Origin of the sequence: Variovorax sp. EBFNA2 (assembly GCF_033802765.1) — a bacterium.
GTDB classification, from domain to species: Bacteria; Pseudomonadota; Gammaproteobacteria; order Burkholderiales; family Burkholderiaceae_C; genus Variovorax; species Variovorax paradoxus_H.
This window is the reverse complement of record NZ_CP138496.1, coordinates 3,001,410-3,017,295: the sequence shown is the minus strand read 5'-3', so window position 1 is coordinate 3,017,295 and position 15,886 is coordinate 3,001,410. Positions and strand designations below refer to the sequence as shown.

The following is a 15,886-nucleotide window of genomic DNA, read 5'->3' as shown; positions in this document are numbered from 1 at the left end:
CTTGTCGATCAGTCATGCGCGCCATGCGAGGGGCGCGGCGAGGCCGGCACCGGATGCAGCCCGCCACCACCGCCGCCGTGCGAAGGCGCCACCGGATGGTCGGCCGACACGAAGTCGTCGCCGTGCGGCACTTCGCCGTGCAGCTTGAGCGGCCGGTTGCCCGCCAGGCGGCGCATCAGCACATAGAACACCGGCGTCAGGAACAGGCCGAAGGCCGTCACGCCGATCATTCCGGCGAACACCGCCACGCCCATCGCCTTGCGCATCTCGGAGCCGGCACCGGTCGAGAGCACGAGGGGCAGCACACCCATCACAAAGGCCAGCGAGGTCATCAAGATGGGGCGCAGGCGCAGGCGGCTGGCTTCGATCGCGGCCTGAACGGGCGTGCGTCCGGCGAACTCCAGCTCCCGTGCGAACTCCACGATCAGAATCGCGTTCTTCGCACTCAGCCCGACCAGCACGATCAACCCGATCTGCGTGAAGACGTTGTTGTCACCCCCCGAGATCCATACGCCCGCCATCGCGGCCATGATGCCCATCGGCACGATCAGGATGATCGCGATCGGCAGCGTCAGGCTTTCGTACTGCGCGGCGAGCACCAGGAACACCAGCAGGATCGCCAGCGGGAACACCAGGAAGGCGGAGTTGCCGGCCAGGATTTCCTGGTAGGTCAGCTCGGTCCACTCGAAGCTCACGCCCTTGGGCAGCGTTTCGGCCGCGATCTTGGTGATCACGTCCTGCGCCTGGCCCGACGAATAGCCGGGGGCCGGGCCGCCGTTGATGTCGGCGGCCAGGTAGCCGTTGTAGCGCATGGCGCGTTCCGGACCGAAGGTCGAGTTGACCTTCATCAGCGCGGCCAGCGGCACCATCTCGCCCGAGGTCGAGCGCACCTTCAGCATGCCCACGTCTTCGGCACGGGCGCGGTACGGCGCATCGGCCTGGACGCGCACGGAGTACGTGCGGCCGAACTTGTTGAAGTCGTTGGCGTACAGGCTACCGAGGTAGATCTGCATCGTGTCGAAGATGTCCGTCACCGGCACGCCGAGCTGGCGCGCCTTGGTGCGGTCGATATCGGCGTACAGCTGCGGCACGTTGACCTGCCAGCTCGTGAACATGCCCGTCAGCTCGGGCGCTGCATACGCCTTGGCCATGAAGGCCTTCACCGCGACGTCCATCTGGTCGTAGCCGACCGAGGCGCGGTCTTCGATCTGCAGCTTGAAGCCGCCGGTCGTGCCCAGGCCTGCCACCGGCGGCGGCGGGAACATCACGATGAACGCGTCCTGGATGCTCGAGAACGCACCGTTGAGCTGGCCCGCCACCGCACCGCCGCTCTGGTCGGCGCGCTTGCGCTGGTCGAAGGGCTTGAGCGTGGCGAACACGATGCCCGAGTTCGAGCTGTTGGTGAAGCCGTTGATCGACAGGCCCGGGAAGGCAATGGCGTCTTCCACGTTCGGGTTCTTCTTCATGATCTCGCCCATGCGGGTGATCACCTCTTCCGTGCGGTCGAGCGTGGCGCCGTCGGGCAGCTGGGCAAAACCGATGAGGTACTGCTTGTCCTGCGCCGGCACGAAGCCGCTGGGCACCGCCTTGAAGAGGCCGAAGGTCACGCCGACCAGCGCGAGGTAGATCACCAGCATCAGCGTCTTGCGCGAAATCACGCGCTTGACGCCGCCGCTGTAGGCCTCGGAACCGCGATGGAAGAACCTGTTGAAGCCGCGGAACAGCCAGCCGAAGGCCTTGTCCATGCCGCGCGTCAACGCGTCCTTGGGCTGGTCGTGGCCGCGCAGCAGCAGTGCCGCAAGAGCCGGCGACAGCGTCAGCGAGTTGACGGCCGAGATCACCGTCGAGATCGCGATGGTCACCGCGAACTGCTTGTAGAACTGGCCCGTGAGGCCGCTGATGAACGCCAGCGGCACGAACACGGCCACGAGCACCAGCGCGATGGCGATGATGGGGCCCGACACTTCGCGCATCGCGCGGTACGTGGCCTCACGCGGCGTGAGCCCGGCCTCGATGTTGCGCTCGACGTTCTCCACCACCACGATGGCGTCGTCCACCACGATGCCGATGGCCAGCACCAGCCCGAACAGGCTCAGTGCGTTGATCGAGAAACCGAGGAGGTGCAGCACCGCGAAGGTACCGATCACCGACACCGGCACGGCCAGCAGCGGAATGATCGATGCGCGCCACGTCTGCAGGAACAGGATCACGACCAGCACCACCAGCGCGATGGCTTCGAGCAGCGTGTGGATCACCGATTCGATCGACGCACGCACGAACTGCGTCGGGTCGTAGGCGATGCGGTATTCCAGGCCCTCCGGCATGTTCTTGTTGAGCTCTTCCATCGTCTTGCGAACGTTGGCCGAGATGTCGAGCGCGTTGGAGCCCGGCGCTTGGAACACACCCATGCCGACGGCCGGATCGTTGTTGAGCAGCGAACGCAGCGAGTAGTCGGCGGCGCCCATTTCGAGGCGACCGATGTCACGAAGACGGGTCACGGCGCCGTCGGTGCCGCTCTTGACGATGATGTCGCCGAACTCTTCTTCGCTCTGCAGGCGCCCTTGCGCATTGATCGACAGCTGCATGTCCACGCCCGACAGGCCCGGCGATGCGCCGACCACGCCGGCCGCGGCCTGCACGTTCTGGCCACGGATGGCAGCCACCACGTCGGAAGCCGAGAGACCACGCTGCGCGACCTTCTGCGGATCGAGCCAGACGCGCATGGAGTAGTCGCCGCCGCCGAAGATCTGCACCTGGCCCACGCCTTCGATGCGCGCGAGCGGGTCTTTCACGTTCAGCACCGCGTAGTTGCGCAGGTAGTTGATGTCGTAGCGGTTGTTCGGCGAGACGAGGTGAACCACCATCGTCAGATCGGGTGCGCTCTTGACGGTCGTGATACCGAGGCGCCGCACTTCTTCGGGCAGGCGCGGCTCGGCTTGCGAGACGCGGTTCTGCACCAGTTGCTGGGCCTTGTCGGGATCGGTGCCGAGGCGGAAGGTGACGGTGAGCGTCATCACGCCGTCGGTCGTCGCCTGGCTGCCCATGTAGAGCATGCCTTCGACGCCGTTGATCTGCTCTTCGAGCGGCGTTGCCACCGTTTCAGCGATCACCTTCGGGTTGGCGCCTGGGTACGTTGCGCGCACGACCACCGAAGGCGGCGCGACTTCGGGGTACTCCGAGATCGGCAGACCGCGCAGCGCAATCAGGCCGGCGATCAGCATCAATAGCGACAGCACGCCGGCAAAGATCGGCCTGTCGATGAAGAATTTTGAGAGATTCATGTTGGTTCTCCGGCGGGCGCCAGGGCGCCCTCCTCCGAAATCAGGACTTCGCGGCCTCGGCCACGCGTTCCGGTTGTTGTTGCTTCGTGTCCGCCTTGGCGTCCATGGTCACGGACTGCGGCACCACCAGCGCACCCGGGCGGATGTGCTGCAAGCCGTTCACCACCACGCGATCGCCGGCCTTCAGGCCCTTGCTCACCACGCGCAGGCCGTTGATGGGCGCGCCCAGCGTCACCTCGCGGTACATGGCCTTGTTGTCGTCACCCACGACCATCACGAACTTCTTGTTCTGGTCGGTGCCGATGGCACGCTCGCTCACCAGCAGCGCGGTGTCGTTGCGGGCCTGGCCCATGCGGATGCGGGCGAACTGGCCGGGAATGAGCGCGCCGTCCTTGTTGTCGAACGAAGCACGCACACGCACGGTGCCGCTGCGGGCGTCGACCTGGTTGTCGATCAGCTGCAGCTTGCCGGTGAAGGGCGTGCCCTCCAGGCCTGCGGTGCCCATCTGCACGGGAATCGTGTCGATCTGGCCGCGGGCGCCGGCGTTGGCCGGCAGGTCCTTCAGGGCGCGGGTGATGACCTGCTCGTCGGCGTCGAAGCTCGCGTAGATCGGGCTCACCGACACCAGCGTGGTCAGCACCGGTGCGCCGGGGCCGGCGGCCACCAGGTTGCCCACGGTCACTTCGAGCTTGCCGATGCGGCCCGAGACCGGTGCGCGCACCTGGGTGTAGCCCAAGCTCAGGCGTGCGGTCTGCAGCGAGGCTTGTGCGGCGCGCAGGTTGGCTTCGGCTTCGCGGCCGGCGTTCACGCGCTCGTCGAGTTCACGCTGCGCGATGGCCTGCTCGTCCCACAGGCGCTTGGCACGTTCCTGCTCGCTGCGGCTGAAGGCCTGGCGGGCTTGCGCCGAGGCGACCTGTGCTTCAGCGCGCTCCACTTCGGCCGCGTACGGCGCGCGGTCGATGGTGATGAGCAGGTCGCCCTGCTTCACCAGCGCGCCTTCGCGGAAGTGCACCGACTGCACGGCGCCCGCCACGCGGGAGCGCACATCGACGCGCTCCACGGCTTCGAGCCGGCCCGAGAACTCGTCCCAGGCGTTGATCTCGCTCGACGCCACGGTAGCGACCGACACCGGCGTGCCCTGTTGCGCGGCCACCGGGGCCGTGGCCTCGGCCTTGAAGCTGTACATGCCCACCACTGCGGCGGCCACGGCCAGCACCGCGGTGAGGCCGGTCACGGCGGGCCACAGACCCTTGCGGGCGGTGGAAGACAGCAATTGTTCGTTCTTGTTCGACATGATGGTTCGTCCTTCTCGATGACTTTTTCGGGATGCAACAGGCCATCCCGGCGCTTGGCGGCGTCAGGAGGCGGAATTCAGAGAACAGAAAGCCCTGCCACCCGCCTCTGGGGAGGCGGCGGCTTGGTTCAGGGGGCGGAGCGGACCCTCGCGGGTCTAGCTGGGCTCAGGGACCGCCGGGGGCGGTGTGGTGGCGCTGAAGAACTCGCGGAAGTGCTGCTGCACGCTGGCTTCGCAGGATGCGCATCCCACGGCCTCGGTGTCGTACAGCGCCTTGGGCCAGTTGTCGGCACCGGTCAGCACGCTGCTCGTGACCTCGATGCCGGCCGACCGCAGCCGGCCCGCGAAGGTCATGGCCTCGTCGCGCATCGCGTCGTCAGGCCCCACCAGCACCAGCGCCGGTGCCAGGGCGGCCAGCCGCAGCGATCCGCTCGGCACCGCGTACGGGTGCGTGGCGTTCGACGGACAGCTCAGGTACTTGGCCCAGCCCGTGGCCCAGCGGCACTCGGCCTCGTCGTTCGTGGCATTGCGCAGCGAGGCGGTGCCGGCGCACGGGTCGAGCATGGGCGACAGCAGGATCTGGCCTGCCAGCGGCGGATGGGCGCGGTCGCGAGCCACCAGGGCCACGCTGGCCGCCAGGTTGCCGCCGGCCTCTTCGCCGGCCAGGTACACCTGGGCGCCCTTGCCGCCGAGCTTCACGCGCTGCTTGTAGAGCCATTCGAGCGCCGCATAACCCACCTCGACCGGCTCCGGGAACGGGGCCGCCGGGGCCAGCGGGTAGTCGAGCGACACCACCACCGCACCCGCGCCGGCCAGCAGCCGGGCCACGTTGCGGCCGTTGTCGAGGTTGCCGCAGATGAAGGTGCCGCCATGGAAGTGCAGCACCAGCGGCACGGTTTCGCCCCGCGAACGCTGACCGTAGACACGGGCAGCCACGGGCTCGCGGCCGGGCAGCTCGATCGACAGATCGGACTCCACGCCGTGTGCCGCGGCAAGCGCAGCAGCTTCAGCGGACCGGGACGATGGACGGGGTGACATGGGCGACCTCAGGGATATGGGCGATGGTTGAAATATAAGGCGCTACATGCGCGTTGAAACAGGAAACACAGCCCTACTCTGTTTCCAAACGGAGAACAATCGGGCATACCGTAGGGGCGCGTTCCTTGTGTGAGAATCCGCCTCCTTCCGGCATAAGCCGGTCTCCCTGAACAGGCATTCGATGGATCAAATCCAGGCAATGCGGATCTTTGTCCGCGTGGTGGAAGCCGGCACCTTCACCCGTGCCGCCGACTCTCTGGCCCTGCCCAAGGGCACCGTCACCAAGCAGATCCAGGCGCTGGAAGCGCGCCTGCACGTGAAGCTGCTCAACCGCACGACGCGGCGCGTCACCGTCACGCCCGACGGCGCCGCCTACTTCGAGCGCGCCGCGCGGCTGCTGAACGACTTCGACGACATGGAAGCCAGCATGACGAATGCGCAGGCCAACCCCACGGGGCGGCTGCGCATCGACGTGGGCACCTCGGTGGCGCAGCAGATCATCCTGCCCAACCTGGCCAGCTTCTGCGACCGCTACCCCGACATCCAGGTCGACCTGGGCGTGAGCGACCGCACCGTCGACCTGATCAGCGACAACGTCGACTGCGTGATCCGCGCGGGCGAGCTCAGCGACCAGTCGCTGGTGGCCCGCCGCATCGGCACCCTGCACTTCGTCACGGTGGCCTCGCCGGCCTACATCAAGCGCTATGGTGCGCCGCAGCATCCCAACGACATCGAGAAGCGCCACCACGTCGTGAGCTACTTCTCGGGCACCACCCGGCGCGTGTACCCGCACGAGTTCAAGAAGGGCGACGAGTACATCGAACTCAACGGCCCCTACCGCGTGTCGGTCAACGAGAGCAACGCCCACATGACGGCCGTGCTCGCAGGCTTCGGCCTGTCGCAGTGCATCACCTTCTCGGCCGAGCCGCTGCTGGAAAGCGGTGAACTCGTCGAGGTGCTGGCCGACTGGCAGCGCGACCCGCTGCCGATCCATGTGGTGTACCCGCCGAACCGGCACCTGAGCGCGAAGGTGCGGGCGTTTGTGGACTGGGCGGCGGATCTGTTTGCGAAGAATCCGCGGTTGCAGAAGCGCTGAGGGGCTTCTTTCGCGTCAGTAGACCGGCTCGCACCTCACCTCGCTCTTCACCGAATTCGCAATGAAGCACTCCTCATGCGCCCGATGGTGCATGTGCTCGATCTGCTCCCGCGTCGGCAGGTTCTCGCCCGAAAAGCTCACCTGCGGACGCAGCGTGACAACCGTCATCGCCATCTTCCCTTCAGCGTTCTTCTCCATCACCCCCATAGCCGCGTCGACATAGCGGTCGACCACGAACTTGCGCTTCACCGCCATGGTGAGGAACCACAGCATCTGGCAGCTGGACAGCGAGGCCACGAACATCTCTTCGGGATCGACGGCCGACGCATCGGAGTACGGCAGCGGCACCACATGCGGCGACGAAGAGCCTGGCACCTGCGCGCCACCGTCGAAACGCAGCACGTGGTGGCGGCTGTAGGTGTTGGCCAGGAAGTCCTGGTCGCCCCGCTCCCAGATGATCTCGGCGGTGTACTCGGACATGGGTCGTACTCCTCGATGGATGGAATGAATGAATGATCGAATGTCAGACGCTCATCAGCTTCACGATCAGCGGCACCAGCAGCGCGGTCGCGATGCCGTTCAGCCCCATCGCGAGCGCCGAGAACGCGCCTGCGGTTTCGTTCACCTGAATGGCCCGCGCGGTGCCGATGCCGTGCGCCGCCATGCCGACAGCGAAGCCGCGCACGGCGGGTTCCTTGATGCGCAGCAGGTTGAGCAAACCGGTCGCCATGATCGCGCCCGAGATGCCGGCGATGGCCGCAGCCACGGCCGCCAGGGACGGCAGGCCGCCAATCTTTTCGGCCACGCCCATCGCGATCGGCATGGTGGCCGACTTGGGCGCGAGCGACATCAAGAGCTCGTGCGAACCGCCGAGCACCCAGCCGATACCAATGGCCGACACGATGGCAGCCACCGAGCCCACCAGCAGCGCCACGCCGATCGGCAGCCACAGGCGCCGCAGGCGACCGACCTGGCTGTACAGCGGCACGGCCAGCGCCACGGTGGCCGGGCCGATCAGGAAGTGGACGAACTTGGCGCCTTCAAAGTAGGTGTCGTAAGGCGTGCGCGTGAGCAGCAGAACGCCCACGATGACGATCACCGACACCAGCACCGGGTTGACCATCGGGTTGCGCCCGCTGCGCGCATGCAGCCACAGCGCACCCAGGTAGGCCAGCAGCGTGAGCGACAGCCACAGCAGCGGCGACTGGGCCAGGAAGACCCAGATTTCAGAGAGCTTGGCGGGCGCGTTCATTCAGCGTCCTTGCCGGTGATGCGGATCATCCAGCGCAGCGTGAGCGCGGTCACCGCCATGGTGAAAGCGCCGCCCACGACACCGGCCGCAAGGAACGGCAGCCACTCGCGCCCCACGCGCTCGAAATGCAGCATGACGCCGGTCACTGCCGGAATGAACAGCAGCATCAGGTTGCGGAGCAGGTGGCCCGAGGTGTCGGTCAGCGCTTCCGGCACGCCGCCCCGCACGAGCAGGCCGACGAAGAGCAGCAGCATGCCGATCAGCGGACCGGGGATCGGCAGCGACAGCCACTGCACGAGCAGTTCGCCCGCGAGCTGGCACAGAAAGAGCGTGGTGATGGCGTAGAGCATGGGCCTCGTTGTTTTCCTTTTTTTGCGACGGCCCTATTGTGGTGCGAGGTGCGTTCAGCCGCTGTGTCGTGCGGCCCTGGCCCTCGCCCACGCGGCCTTCAGTGCCTGCTGGCTGGCCGGCGGCAGCACACCCAGGCGCAGGTGCCCCGGCAGGCCAAAGGAAGTGCAGTCGCGCAGCTTGATGCCCTCGGCGCGCAGCGCGGCGGCGCGGGGCGGGTATGGCGTGTCAGGCCGTGCGCCGAAGAAGTTGGCGTCGCCGGGCAGCACTTCCCAGCCGAGCGATTCGCAGACGGCGCGCTGCCGCGCTTTCCAGTCGCGCAGGATGTCGAGGCTGCGCGCGAGCCAGCCTTGCGCTTCGTCGGTGGTCCAAGTGGTGAGCAGCGCCACGCCGTGTGTGCCCAGCGGCCACGACGGCGCGATGCGCTCGAGCCGCTCCAGCAGCGGGCCGGCCACGTCGACGTTCGCGGGCGCGATGGCGTAGGCAGCGCGGATGCCGGTGAGGCCCATGGCCTTGTTCGGTGTCCACAGTTGCCAGACGCGGTCGCGCTGCGCGTCGTCGTGCGACGGCTGGCCTTCGAGGCGCAGCGGTTCGTAGGCCATGTCGAGCACGCAGACCGCATCGCTCGCGGCATGCTGCGCGATGTCGGGCTGCGGCTGGCCGAACGGGCTTGACGGTTCGCAGCACCAGCGCAACGCGGCGCCTTCGGCCTCTTCGGGCGCGCGCCGCACGCCGAGGCCCCAGGCCCCGGCGGCGCGTTCGTAGTCGCCGTAGCTGTGTGCGGGCAGCCAGACATCTCCACCGCCGTTCTGCGCCACGACCGCGCTGATGCGGTGAATGAATTCGCTCGCGCTCGCGGCGATCCCGATGCGCTCCACGGCCACGCCGTGGAAATCGGCGAGCGCGGCGCGCAGTGCGGTGTAGCGCGGATCGGGATAGTGCGCCGCGTCGGCCTCGCGCAGTGCGGCCAGCACCACGGGACACGAGCCGACCGCGTTGCCGTTGGTCGAGAAGTCGTGCGGCGCTGCGCCCGTCTCGTCGGGGCCGCCGTGCACCATGGCGTGATTCGTCATGCCCACCTCGCCATCAGCGGCGACAACATCGCCAGCGAGGCGATCACCGCCAGCCCCCACGCCGCCCGTTCGCCGAGCTGCGCCGTGCGCGCGGTGTCGGCCGAGGTGGCGGCGCGCCCTTCCCCGTTCAGCGCATAGACGCCCGGCTTCGCAAGCCGCACACCCAGCAGCAGCGCCATCGCGCCCATCGGCCAGCCGCTGTTGGGCGACGGTGTGCGGCGCGCTTCGCGGGCCACGCCGCGCGGCCAGCGGCCGGCCGCGAGTGCCAGCAGCAGCACGGTGAGGCGCGCGGGCAGCCACGAGAGCACATCGTCGGCGCGTGCGGCCCACTTGCCGAACCAGGTCCAGTCGCGACCGCCGCGTTCGCCGCGGTAGCCCCACATGGCGTCGGCGGTGTTGGCGAAGCGGTAGAGCGCCGCGCCCGGCAGGCCGAACAGAACGAACCAGAACACGGGCGCCACCAGCGAGTCGTTGAGGTTTTCGGCCAGCGATTCGATGGCGCTTTCTCGCACCTCGCGCTCGCTCAGCACCGAGACGTCGCGGCTCACGAGGCGCGCGAGCCGCGCACGGCCCGCGTCGAGCGATTCGCCCAGCGCGGTCTCGACCGCCAGCACCTCGTCGCGCAGCATGCGCCACGCAAAGAGCGGCTTGAACGCGAGCCCAAGCACCACGGCCATCGCCCAGACTGGCAGCCATTGCATCGCCAGGCTCTGCACCGCCGACGCCACGGCGAACGCAGCCATCGCGCCCACGCACCAACCGAGCGCGCCCATCGCAAAGCCCGGAAGGTCGCGCGGCTTCGCGTCGGCGGCGCGCGGTGCGAGGCGGCTGCCGATCCAGTCCAGGTAGCGGCCCATCCACACGACGGGGTGCAGCGGCGCGGGCGGTTCGCCCAGCCAGCGGTCGACGGCCAGTGCCAGCCACAGGGCGGCGACCAGCGCGAGGGCGAAGACGGTGAAGGGATCGAGCGCGGGCATGGAAGGCATTCTCGTGAATCAGGCGGTGGGCATGGCGCGGCCGCGTCGCCATTGCACCAGCGCGCCGATGGCCAGCAGCAAGGCGGCGCTGAATGCGGCAAGCAGGCGCGGCAGCACGGCGGATGGCGGCGGAGGCGATGGGGTGTCGGTGATGGGCTTCAGCTGGAGGCCGGTGACGGGCTGTGCCAGGTCTGGCGTGGCGGGCGATTCGGGCGGAGCTGTCGCCGCTTCGACGCGTGCGATGGGCGGCGCGACAACGACCGGCGCAGGTGCAGTCACAGGCGAAGGCACCAACGCAGCCTGCGCGAACCGCTGCACCGCCTCGTTCCGCTCCCGCAGCCCCGTGGCGCGCACCGCCTCCGTGTAGGCCTGCGCCAGCTCGCGCCGCGTGGCGGCATCGGGGGTCCAGTAGTTCAGCCGCACGGCGTCGAGCATGCGTTCCAGCGTCTGAGCGAAGGCGGCGCGGTTCTCGCGCTCCAGCCACTGCCGCGTGCCGAGCCTGTAGGTGTCGCGCACATACACCTCGTGCAGCGACTGCCAATGGTCCGCGCGCACCGCAGCGGGCGCGGTCGCCTGCCAGCCCCAGAGGAACTGCGCGGTCTTGAGCACCTGCAGCGCGCCGCTGTAGCCCTCGGCCTTCTGCGCCTCGATCCACTGGGGATGCAGGTAGCGCGTCTGCATCTCGCGCGCGATGGCGCCGGCGGCGGTGTCGGTGCGCACGGCCGCGCCGTCGCGCAGGTTCTGCACGTACAGCGCCGGGTCCTTGCCCGTGAGGTGGCGCACGGCGAGCGCAATGCCGCCCAGGTACTGGAACGGGTCGTCGTTGGTCAGCACGCCGTAGAGGTTGGAGGTGCGCGCCATCAGCGCCGCGTCGACCTGCGCGAGGTTGCCCGCGAAAGCGCCCGTGCGCGCGGCGCCGTCGAGGCCGCGCCCGTAGGCGTGGCCCATGCGGTCCATGTAGAGCCCGGCCATCTGCGCGTCGCCGCCGCCGCGCTGCTGGCCCTTCCAGAGTTCGGTGGAGAGCACCGCTTCCTCGAGCCCGGCGCCATAGCTGCCCTGCTCGTTCGAGAACACGCGCGCCGTCGACCAGCGCCGCGCCTCGGCCGCCGTCGCACCCCCGGCACGCAGCGTGCGCGCCATCGCTTCGCTGTGCTGCGCGACGGCGTTGCCGGGCTCGTCGAGCGCGGCCACCTGCTGCACGGCTTCGTCGAGCCAGCGCATCACGTGCGGGAACTGGTCGCGGTACGAACCGGTGACGCTGATCAGCACATCCATGCGCGGTCGTTTCAGCACCGCGGCCGGCACGACCTCGATGCCGACCATGCGTCCGGCTTCGTCCCAGCGCGGCTTCACGCCGAGTGCATGGAAGGCCTGGCTCTCGGTCACGCCCTGGTGGCGCGAGGCCTCGCCGGCCCAGAGCGTGAAGGCGATCTTTTGCGGCGGCCGGCCGCCGTGGGTGCGGGCGTGTGCAGCGATCCAGTCGTCCATCGCGGCGACGCCGGTGTCCCAGGCGGCGCGCGTCGGCACGCGGCTGGGATCGAAGCCGTAGAGGTTGCGGCCGGTCGGCAGGCTGTCGGGGTCGCGCACCGGGTCGCCGCCGTAGCGCGATTTCAGGTAGCGGCCGTCGAGCGCGGTGAGCAGGCCTTCGATTTCCTCGTTGTGGGTCAGCACCGCGTCGAGCGCGCGGGCCCTCGCGGCCAGGGCGCGCAAAGGTTCAGCATCGGCCGTGTCATGGCCCGCCAACACGGCTTCCAGCCAACGCGCAGGCTTCGACGCTGCAATGCCCTGCGCATCGGTGAGGAACATCTCGTCGAGGTCTTCGCCCATCGCCTGCGCCACGGGCTTGCCGAGGATCTGCAGGATCGTCTGGCGCCGCCGCTGCGCATCGGGCGCCTCGCCGAAGGTCGCCAGGCCCAGCGGCTGCGCGGTCTGCGCGAGCTCGTCGAGGTACGGATGCAGCACGGCGATGAAGCCCGCGAAATCTGCGCGGATGCGCGCGGGCGTCCATTGCAGGTCGCGGTCGTAGAGCTGCGCGACGAAGTCGGCGGTGAGACGCCGCTCCATCGCGGTCCTCACCGCGCCAGGCGCCAGCGTTTCCCAGTCGTGCAGGCGGTCATGCATCTCGCGCACGCCGGGGCGGAAGCCCGCGGGCGCGAACATCGGTGTCGAATGGCTCACCATCGTCGCGCGACCGCGGCGCTTCGCGGTGGTCGCCTCGCCGAGGTTGTCCATGATGTACGGATAGACGTTGGGCACGTCGCCCAGCGCGAGCAGCGGATCGTCCTGCACCGAGAGCCCGCGCTCCTTGCCCGCCGACCACTCGACCGTGCCGTGCGTGCCCACGTGCACCAGCGCATCGGCGCCGAAGCGGGTGCGCAGCCAGAGGTAGGTCGCGAGGTAGCCGTGGCTCAGTGGCACGGCCGCGCGGTGGTACACCTGCTGCGCCCTGTCGGCCACCTGCGTGCCGGGCTCGAAGCGCGGCGGCTGGCGCAGCACGACCACCTGGCCGAACTGCACGCGCGGCACCACGAAGGCCGGCGCGCCGGCCACGGGCCGCAACATGGCCGAGGCTTCGGGCGGGCCCCAGTAGGCTTCGATGCGGCGCTGCGTCTCGACGGGCAGCGCGCGGAACCACGCGAGGTACTGCGACAGGGGCAGCGTGTCGGCCAGTCCCTGCTCGAGCAGCGGCTGCAGCGCATCGCCGCCTTGCGGCGTCGGGTAGTAGGCCTTCATCGTGGCCTGCACCTGCGCGATGACCGTGTCCGCGCCCGGCGCCTCGGTGCGGTAGCCGGCTGCCTGCATCGCGGACAGCATCCGGTCGACGCTGCGCGGCACGTTGAGGAACGACGCGCCGAAGTTGGCCTCGCCCGGCGGGTAGTTGTAGACCAGCATCGCCACACGGCGCTCGGCGACGGGCGTGCGGCGCAGGCGCAGCAGCGCGGCGGCCTTGTCGGCCACGGCGTCGATCTGTGCGGGCAGCGGCTGCAGGCTGCCGGTGACGGCGTCGCGCGCGGTGACCAGCATCGGGTCGGTCATGCCCGCGAGTTCGCTCGGGCTGTAGTAGGCCGCGATGTCGGTCTGCGCGAGGCCGTCCTTGCTGCGTGACCATTGCGCCGCATCCATGGCGAGCGAGGGCAACGTCTGCAGCACGGGCACACCGATGCGTTCGAGCTCAGTCTTGCGCTCGTTCGGGCTGAACACCAGTGCGGCGTTGATGAGGAGGTCGGCCACGCGACGCTCGCCCTCGCCGGCGTGCGTCATGCGGAAGAACAGGTCCTTCTGCTGGCGCGGGCCGTAGAAGGCGTAGGCGCGCAGGCCGCGCTGCGCGAGCGTGCCGATCAGCCGGTCGAGCCAGTCGGTGTCGTCGCCGGTGAGCGTGGCGCTGTTGACCGCGATGGCGACGGTGCCCTGCCCGCCCGGCATTGCTTCGATGGCCGCGACGTTGGTTTCGACACGCGGCCAGTCGGGGTGATAGAAGCCGGCGAGTGGCAACGGCACGGGGTCAGGCAGGCCGGCTGCATCGCCGACGCGTGCCATCGCCTGCATCGAGGCTTTCAGATTCGCTTCGCCAGGGAAGCGCCAGTAGGCGCGCAGCCGCTGCGCCCAGGCCGCATCGACGCCGCGCTCGGCCGCGAGCGGCGGCACCTCAGGCGGCTTCTGGCTTTTCGCCACGAGCGCGAATTCACCGATCTGCACGTAGGGAACCGGGCTGCGCGCGATGACGTCGCCGAAGCGCGCAGCCGCCGACTGGGCGACGCTGAGGTGCGGCGCATCGATGACGAGAAGGCGCGCACCATCGAGCGCGGTGGCGAGCGCATCGGGCGCGTCCTGCGCGGCCGACACCACCTGCAGCGGCACGCCGGCCGCACGCGCTGCCGTCTGCAATCGCACCACGCGCGCAGGCGACACCAGCGCCGTGCTCAACACGACCACGCGAGACTCGGCCGCCATCGCAGGCTGCGCCATCAGGCACAAAAGCCAGAGCCAGAAGACGAAAAGCCGCGTCACTTCCCGCCCGACGCCGGCACCGCGTCCGCCGGCACATAGATCATCGTGCCGTCCTTCAGGCGCCAGGCGGTGCCCGCCTTTTCGCCGTCGCCCTGCCCCGTCGCGCCGCTGGCCTTGAAGCGCGTGACCTTCTGGCCTTCGCGCGTGATGATCTCCATGTCGGGCTGGCCCTCGTGGCGGATGACCGTCACCTTGTCCTGCGAGAACGGATTCACCGGGTTGTTGATGACCGCGATCATCAGCATGCCGATGACGACCATGAAGACGTCGATCAGGTTGATGGTCGAGAGCACCGGGTCGTCGTCATCGCTGTCCAGGCTGCTCAAAATCGAGAACTGCCTGCGGCTCATGACAACCGGTCCCGCGCATCGAGCAGCATCACCAGCTCGCGCATGAGCCAGCGGCGGCGCACCGTGTAGACCACGAAGGTGATCGACGCCGAAGCCAGCGCCACGATCACGGCCGCGAACGCGGGCGCCAGGCTCTGCGCCACGCCTTGCGATTCACCCGAGGCCACAGCCACGAGCGCCGGGCCCATGGGGATCATGGTGGCGATCAGCCCCAGCATCGGCGCCACGCGGCTGCACAGGCGCACGCCTTCGAGCTGCTTGAGCACGACCAGCTCCATCTGCTCCTGGCTGGCCTGCGCGTGGCGTTGCAGCACCAGCGCGCGTGACGGATCGCGTCGGCGCTGCCACCCCTCGATGCCGAAGGCACCGAGGCAGTACACCGCATAGACGAAAGACAGCAGCACGCCGAGCGTCACGGGCCAAAGGAACAGGCGCGCAAGCTCGAAGAGAACGGTGTCGAAGGCCAGCATCAGGTGGGCTCCACGGAAGAAGATGAAGTGGAAGAAGGATCGAACAGGTCCGACGCCCGGCCCCAGCTTTCGTCGAACACCAGTGAGGCAAGCGGTGCACGCTTGGCCCAGCGTTCGCGTTGCAGCATCGGCTCTTCGTAGAACGCATGCACCGGGCCCAGGCACAGCAAGGCGATCGGCTCCGCGCCTTCGGGCAGGCCGAGCAGCACGCTCAGTTCGGCGGGTTCGAACAGCGACACCCAGCCCATGCCCAGCCCTTCGGCGCGCGCCGCGAGCCAGAGGTTCTGGATGGCGCAGGAGGCGGAGGCCAGGTCCATCTGCGGCAAGGTGCGGCGGCCGAACACATGCTGCTCGCGGCCGTCGGCCAGCGTCACCACCAGCAGCTCGGCCGCGTCGAGCACGCCCTGCACCTTGAGACGCATGAACTCGTCTTCGCGCTGGCCGAGCGCGCGGGCGGTGCGCACGCGTTCGCGCTCGACCACCTCGTGCAGCTGCCGGCGCAGCCCTTCGCCGCGCACGCGGATGAAGCGCCACGGCTGCATGAAGCCGACGCTGGGCGCGTGGTGCGCGGCGTCGAGCAGGCGGCGCAGCACCTCGGGCGGCACCTCGCCCCCAGCAAAGTGGCGCATGTCGCGCCGCTCGTGGATGGCGCGGTACACCGCCTTGGCCTCGTCGGCCGCGAACGCATGCGCCACCATC

Annotated in this window: 13 protein-coding genes; 1 reads left to right on the top strand and 12 read right to left on the bottom strand. The window is 69.0% G+C overall.

Features of this window, described 5'->3' with window-relative positions; all coding sequences use genetic code 11:
- Positions 1 to 8: 8 nt before the first annotated feature.
- From RZE79_RS14080 to RZE79_RS14070, 3 genes are all read right to left on the bottom strand, one after another.
- The gene (locus RZE79_RS14080; RefSeq protein ID WP_319360899.1) at positions 9 to 3,281 is read right to left on the bottom strand and encodes an efflux RND transporter permease subunit; all 3,273 of its coding nucleotides are present in this window, start codon (positions 3,279 to 3,281) and stop codon (positions 9 to 11) included.
- A gap of 40 nt (positions 3,282 to 3,321) precedes the next feature.
- The gene (locus RZE79_RS14075; protein ID WP_319360898.1) at positions 3,322 to 4,575 is read right to left on the bottom strand and encodes an efflux RND transporter periplasmic adaptor subunit; all 1,254 of its coding nucleotides are present in this window, start codon (positions 4,573 to 4,575) and stop codon (positions 3,322 to 3,324) included.
- A gap of 156 nt (positions 4,576 to 4,731) precedes the next feature.
- Entirely contained in the window at positions 4,732 to 5,613 is an 882-nt protein-coding gene (locus tag RZE79_RS14070) for an alpha/beta hydrolase (protein ID WP_319360897.1), read from the bottom strand.
- Between the two features lie 181 nt (positions 5,614 to 5,794).
- Here RZE79_RS14070 and RZE79_RS14065 point away from each other — a divergent pair, with 181 nt between their 5' ends.
- Positions 5,795 to 6,709, top strand: coding sequence for a LysR family transcriptional regulator (locus tag RZE79_RS14065; RefSeq protein WP_319360896.1), 915 nt, complete (start codon positions 5,795 to 5,797; stop codon positions 6,707 to 6,709).
- Positions 6,710 to 6,724: 15 nt separating this feature from the next.
- Here the strand turns inward: RZE79_RS14065 and RZE79_RS14060 are convergent, their stop codons facing one another.
- From RZE79_RS14060 to bluB, 9 genes are read right to left on the bottom strand one after another with little or no spacing between them, the layout of a single operon-like run.
- Positions 6,725 to 7,189, bottom strand: a complete 465-nt coding sequence (locus tag RZE79_RS14060; protein WP_319360895.1) for an OsmC family protein — start codon at positions 7,187 to 7,189, stop codon at positions 6,725 to 6,727.
- A 43-nt stretch (positions 7,190 to 7,232) separates the two neighbouring features.
- Positions 7,233 to 7,961, bottom strand: coding sequence for an LrgB family protein (locus RZE79_RS14055; RefSeq protein ID WP_099796765.1), 729 nt, complete (start codon positions 7,959 to 7,961; stop codon positions 7,233 to 7,235).
- A complete protein-coding gene (locus RZE79_RS14050; protein WP_099796764.1) occupies positions 7,958 to 8,311 on the bottom strand; it encodes a CidA/LrgA family protein in 354 nt (117 codons plus the stop codon). The genes RZE79_RS14055 and RZE79_RS14050 overlap by 4 nt, the downstream gene beginning before the upstream one ends.
- A 54-nt stretch (positions 8,312 to 8,365) precedes the next feature.
- Positions 8,366 to 9,382: an aminotransferase class I/II-fold pyridoxal phosphate-dependent enzyme gene (locus RZE79_RS14045; RefSeq protein ID WP_319360894.1), complete on the bottom strand. Its 1,017-nt coding sequence runs from the start codon at positions 9,380 to 9,382 to the stop codon at positions 8,366 to 8,368.
- Positions 9,379 to 10,359, bottom strand: a complete 981-nt coding sequence (cbiB, locus tag RZE79_RS14040; RefSeq protein WP_319360893.1) for an adenosylcobinamide-phosphate synthase CbiB — start codon at positions 10,357 to 10,359, stop codon at positions 9,379 to 9,381. The genes RZE79_RS14045 and cbiB overlap by 4 nt, the downstream gene beginning before the upstream one ends.
- An 18-nt stretch (positions 10,360 to 10,377) precedes the next feature.
- The gene (gene cobN, locus RZE79_RS14035; protein ID WP_319360892.1) at positions 10,378 to 14,310 is read right to left on the bottom strand and encodes a cobaltochelatase subunit CobN; all 3,933 of its coding nucleotides are present in this window, start codon (positions 14,308 to 14,310) and stop codon (positions 10,378 to 10,380) included.
- A 53-nt stretch (positions 14,311 to 14,363) separates the two neighbouring features.
- Positions 14,364 to 14,717 carry a DUF2149 domain-containing protein gene (locus RZE79_RS14030; RefSeq protein ID WP_099796761.1) on the bottom strand — a complete coding sequence of 118 codons (354 nt, stop codon included), beginning with the start codon at positions 14,715 to 14,717 and terminating at the stop codon, positions 14,364 to 14,366.
- A complete protein-coding gene (locus RZE79_RS14025; protein ID WP_056581454.1) occupies positions 14,714 to 15,187 on the bottom strand; it encodes a MotA/TolQ/ExbB proton channel family protein in 474 nt (157 codons plus the stop codon). Before RZE79_RS14025 ends, RZE79_RS14030 begins: the two co-directional genes overlap by 4 nt.
- Positions 15,187 to 15,885, bottom strand: coding sequence for a 5,6-dimethylbenzimidazole synthase (gene bluB / locus RZE79_RS14020; protein ID WP_319360891.1), 699 nt, complete (start codon positions 15,883 to 15,885; stop codon positions 15,187 to 15,189). The genes RZE79_RS14025 and bluB overlap by 1 nt, the downstream gene beginning before the upstream one ends.
- Position 15,886 lies beyond the last annotated feature (1 nt).

What these genes read in the sequence shown, in the direction of transcription:
- RZE79_RS14065 (WP_319360896.1), top strand. Translation starts at nt 5,795, where the DNA reads ATGGATCAAATCCAGGCAATGCGGATCTTTGTCCGCGTGGTGGAAGCC.
- cobN (WP_319360892.1), bottom strand. Translation starts at nt 14,310, where the DNA reads ATGGCGGCCGAGTCTCGCGTGGTCGTGTTGAGCACGGCGCTGGTGTCG.
- RZE79_RS14060 (WP_319360895.1), bottom strand. Translation starts at nt 7,189, where the DNA reads ATGTCCGAGTACACCGCCGAGATCATCTGGGAGCGGGGCGACCAGGAC.
- RZE79_RS14075 (WP_319360898.1), bottom strand. Translation starts at nt 4,575, where the DNA reads ATGTCGAACAAGAACGAACAATTGCTGTCTTCCACCGCCCGCAAGGGT.
- RZE79_RS14055 (WP_099796765.1), bottom strand. Translation starts at nt 7,961, where the DNA reads ATGAACGCGCCCGCCAAGCTCTCTGAAATCTGGGTCTTCCTGGCCCAG.
- cbiB (WP_319360893.1), bottom strand. Translation starts at nt 10,359, where the DNA reads ATGCCCGCGCTCGATCCCTTCACCGTCTTCGCCCTCGCGCTGGTCGCC.
- RZE79_RS14030 (WP_099796761.1), bottom strand. Translation starts at nt 14,717, where the DNA reads ATGAGCCGCAGGCAGTTCTCGATTTTGAGCAGCCTGGACAGCGATGAC.
- RZE79_RS14050 (WP_099796764.1), bottom strand. Translation starts at nt 8,311, where the DNA reads ATGCTCTACGCCATCACCACGCTCTTTCTGTGCCAGCTCGCGGGCGAA.
- RZE79_RS14045 (WP_319360894.1), bottom strand. Translation starts at nt 9,382, where the DNA reads ATGACGAATCACGCCATGGTGCACGGCGGCCCCGACGAGACGGGCGCA.
- RZE79_RS14070 (WP_319360897.1), bottom strand. Translation starts at nt 5,613, where the DNA reads ATGTCACCCCGTCCATCGTCCCGGTCCGCTGAAGCTGCTGCGCTTGCC.
- RZE79_RS14025 (WP_056581454.1), bottom strand. Translation starts at nt 15,187, where the DNA reads ATGCTGGCCTTCGACACCGTTCTCTTCGAGCTTGCGCGCCTGTTCCTT.
- RZE79_RS14080 (WP_319360899.1), bottom strand. Translation starts at nt 3,281, where the DNA reads ATGAATCTCTCAAAATTCTTCATCGACAGGCCGATCTTTGCCGGCGTG.
- bluB (WP_319360891.1), bottom strand. Translation starts at nt 15,885, where the DNA reads ATGGTGGCGCATGCGTTCGCGGCCGACGAGGCCAAGGCGGTGTACCGC.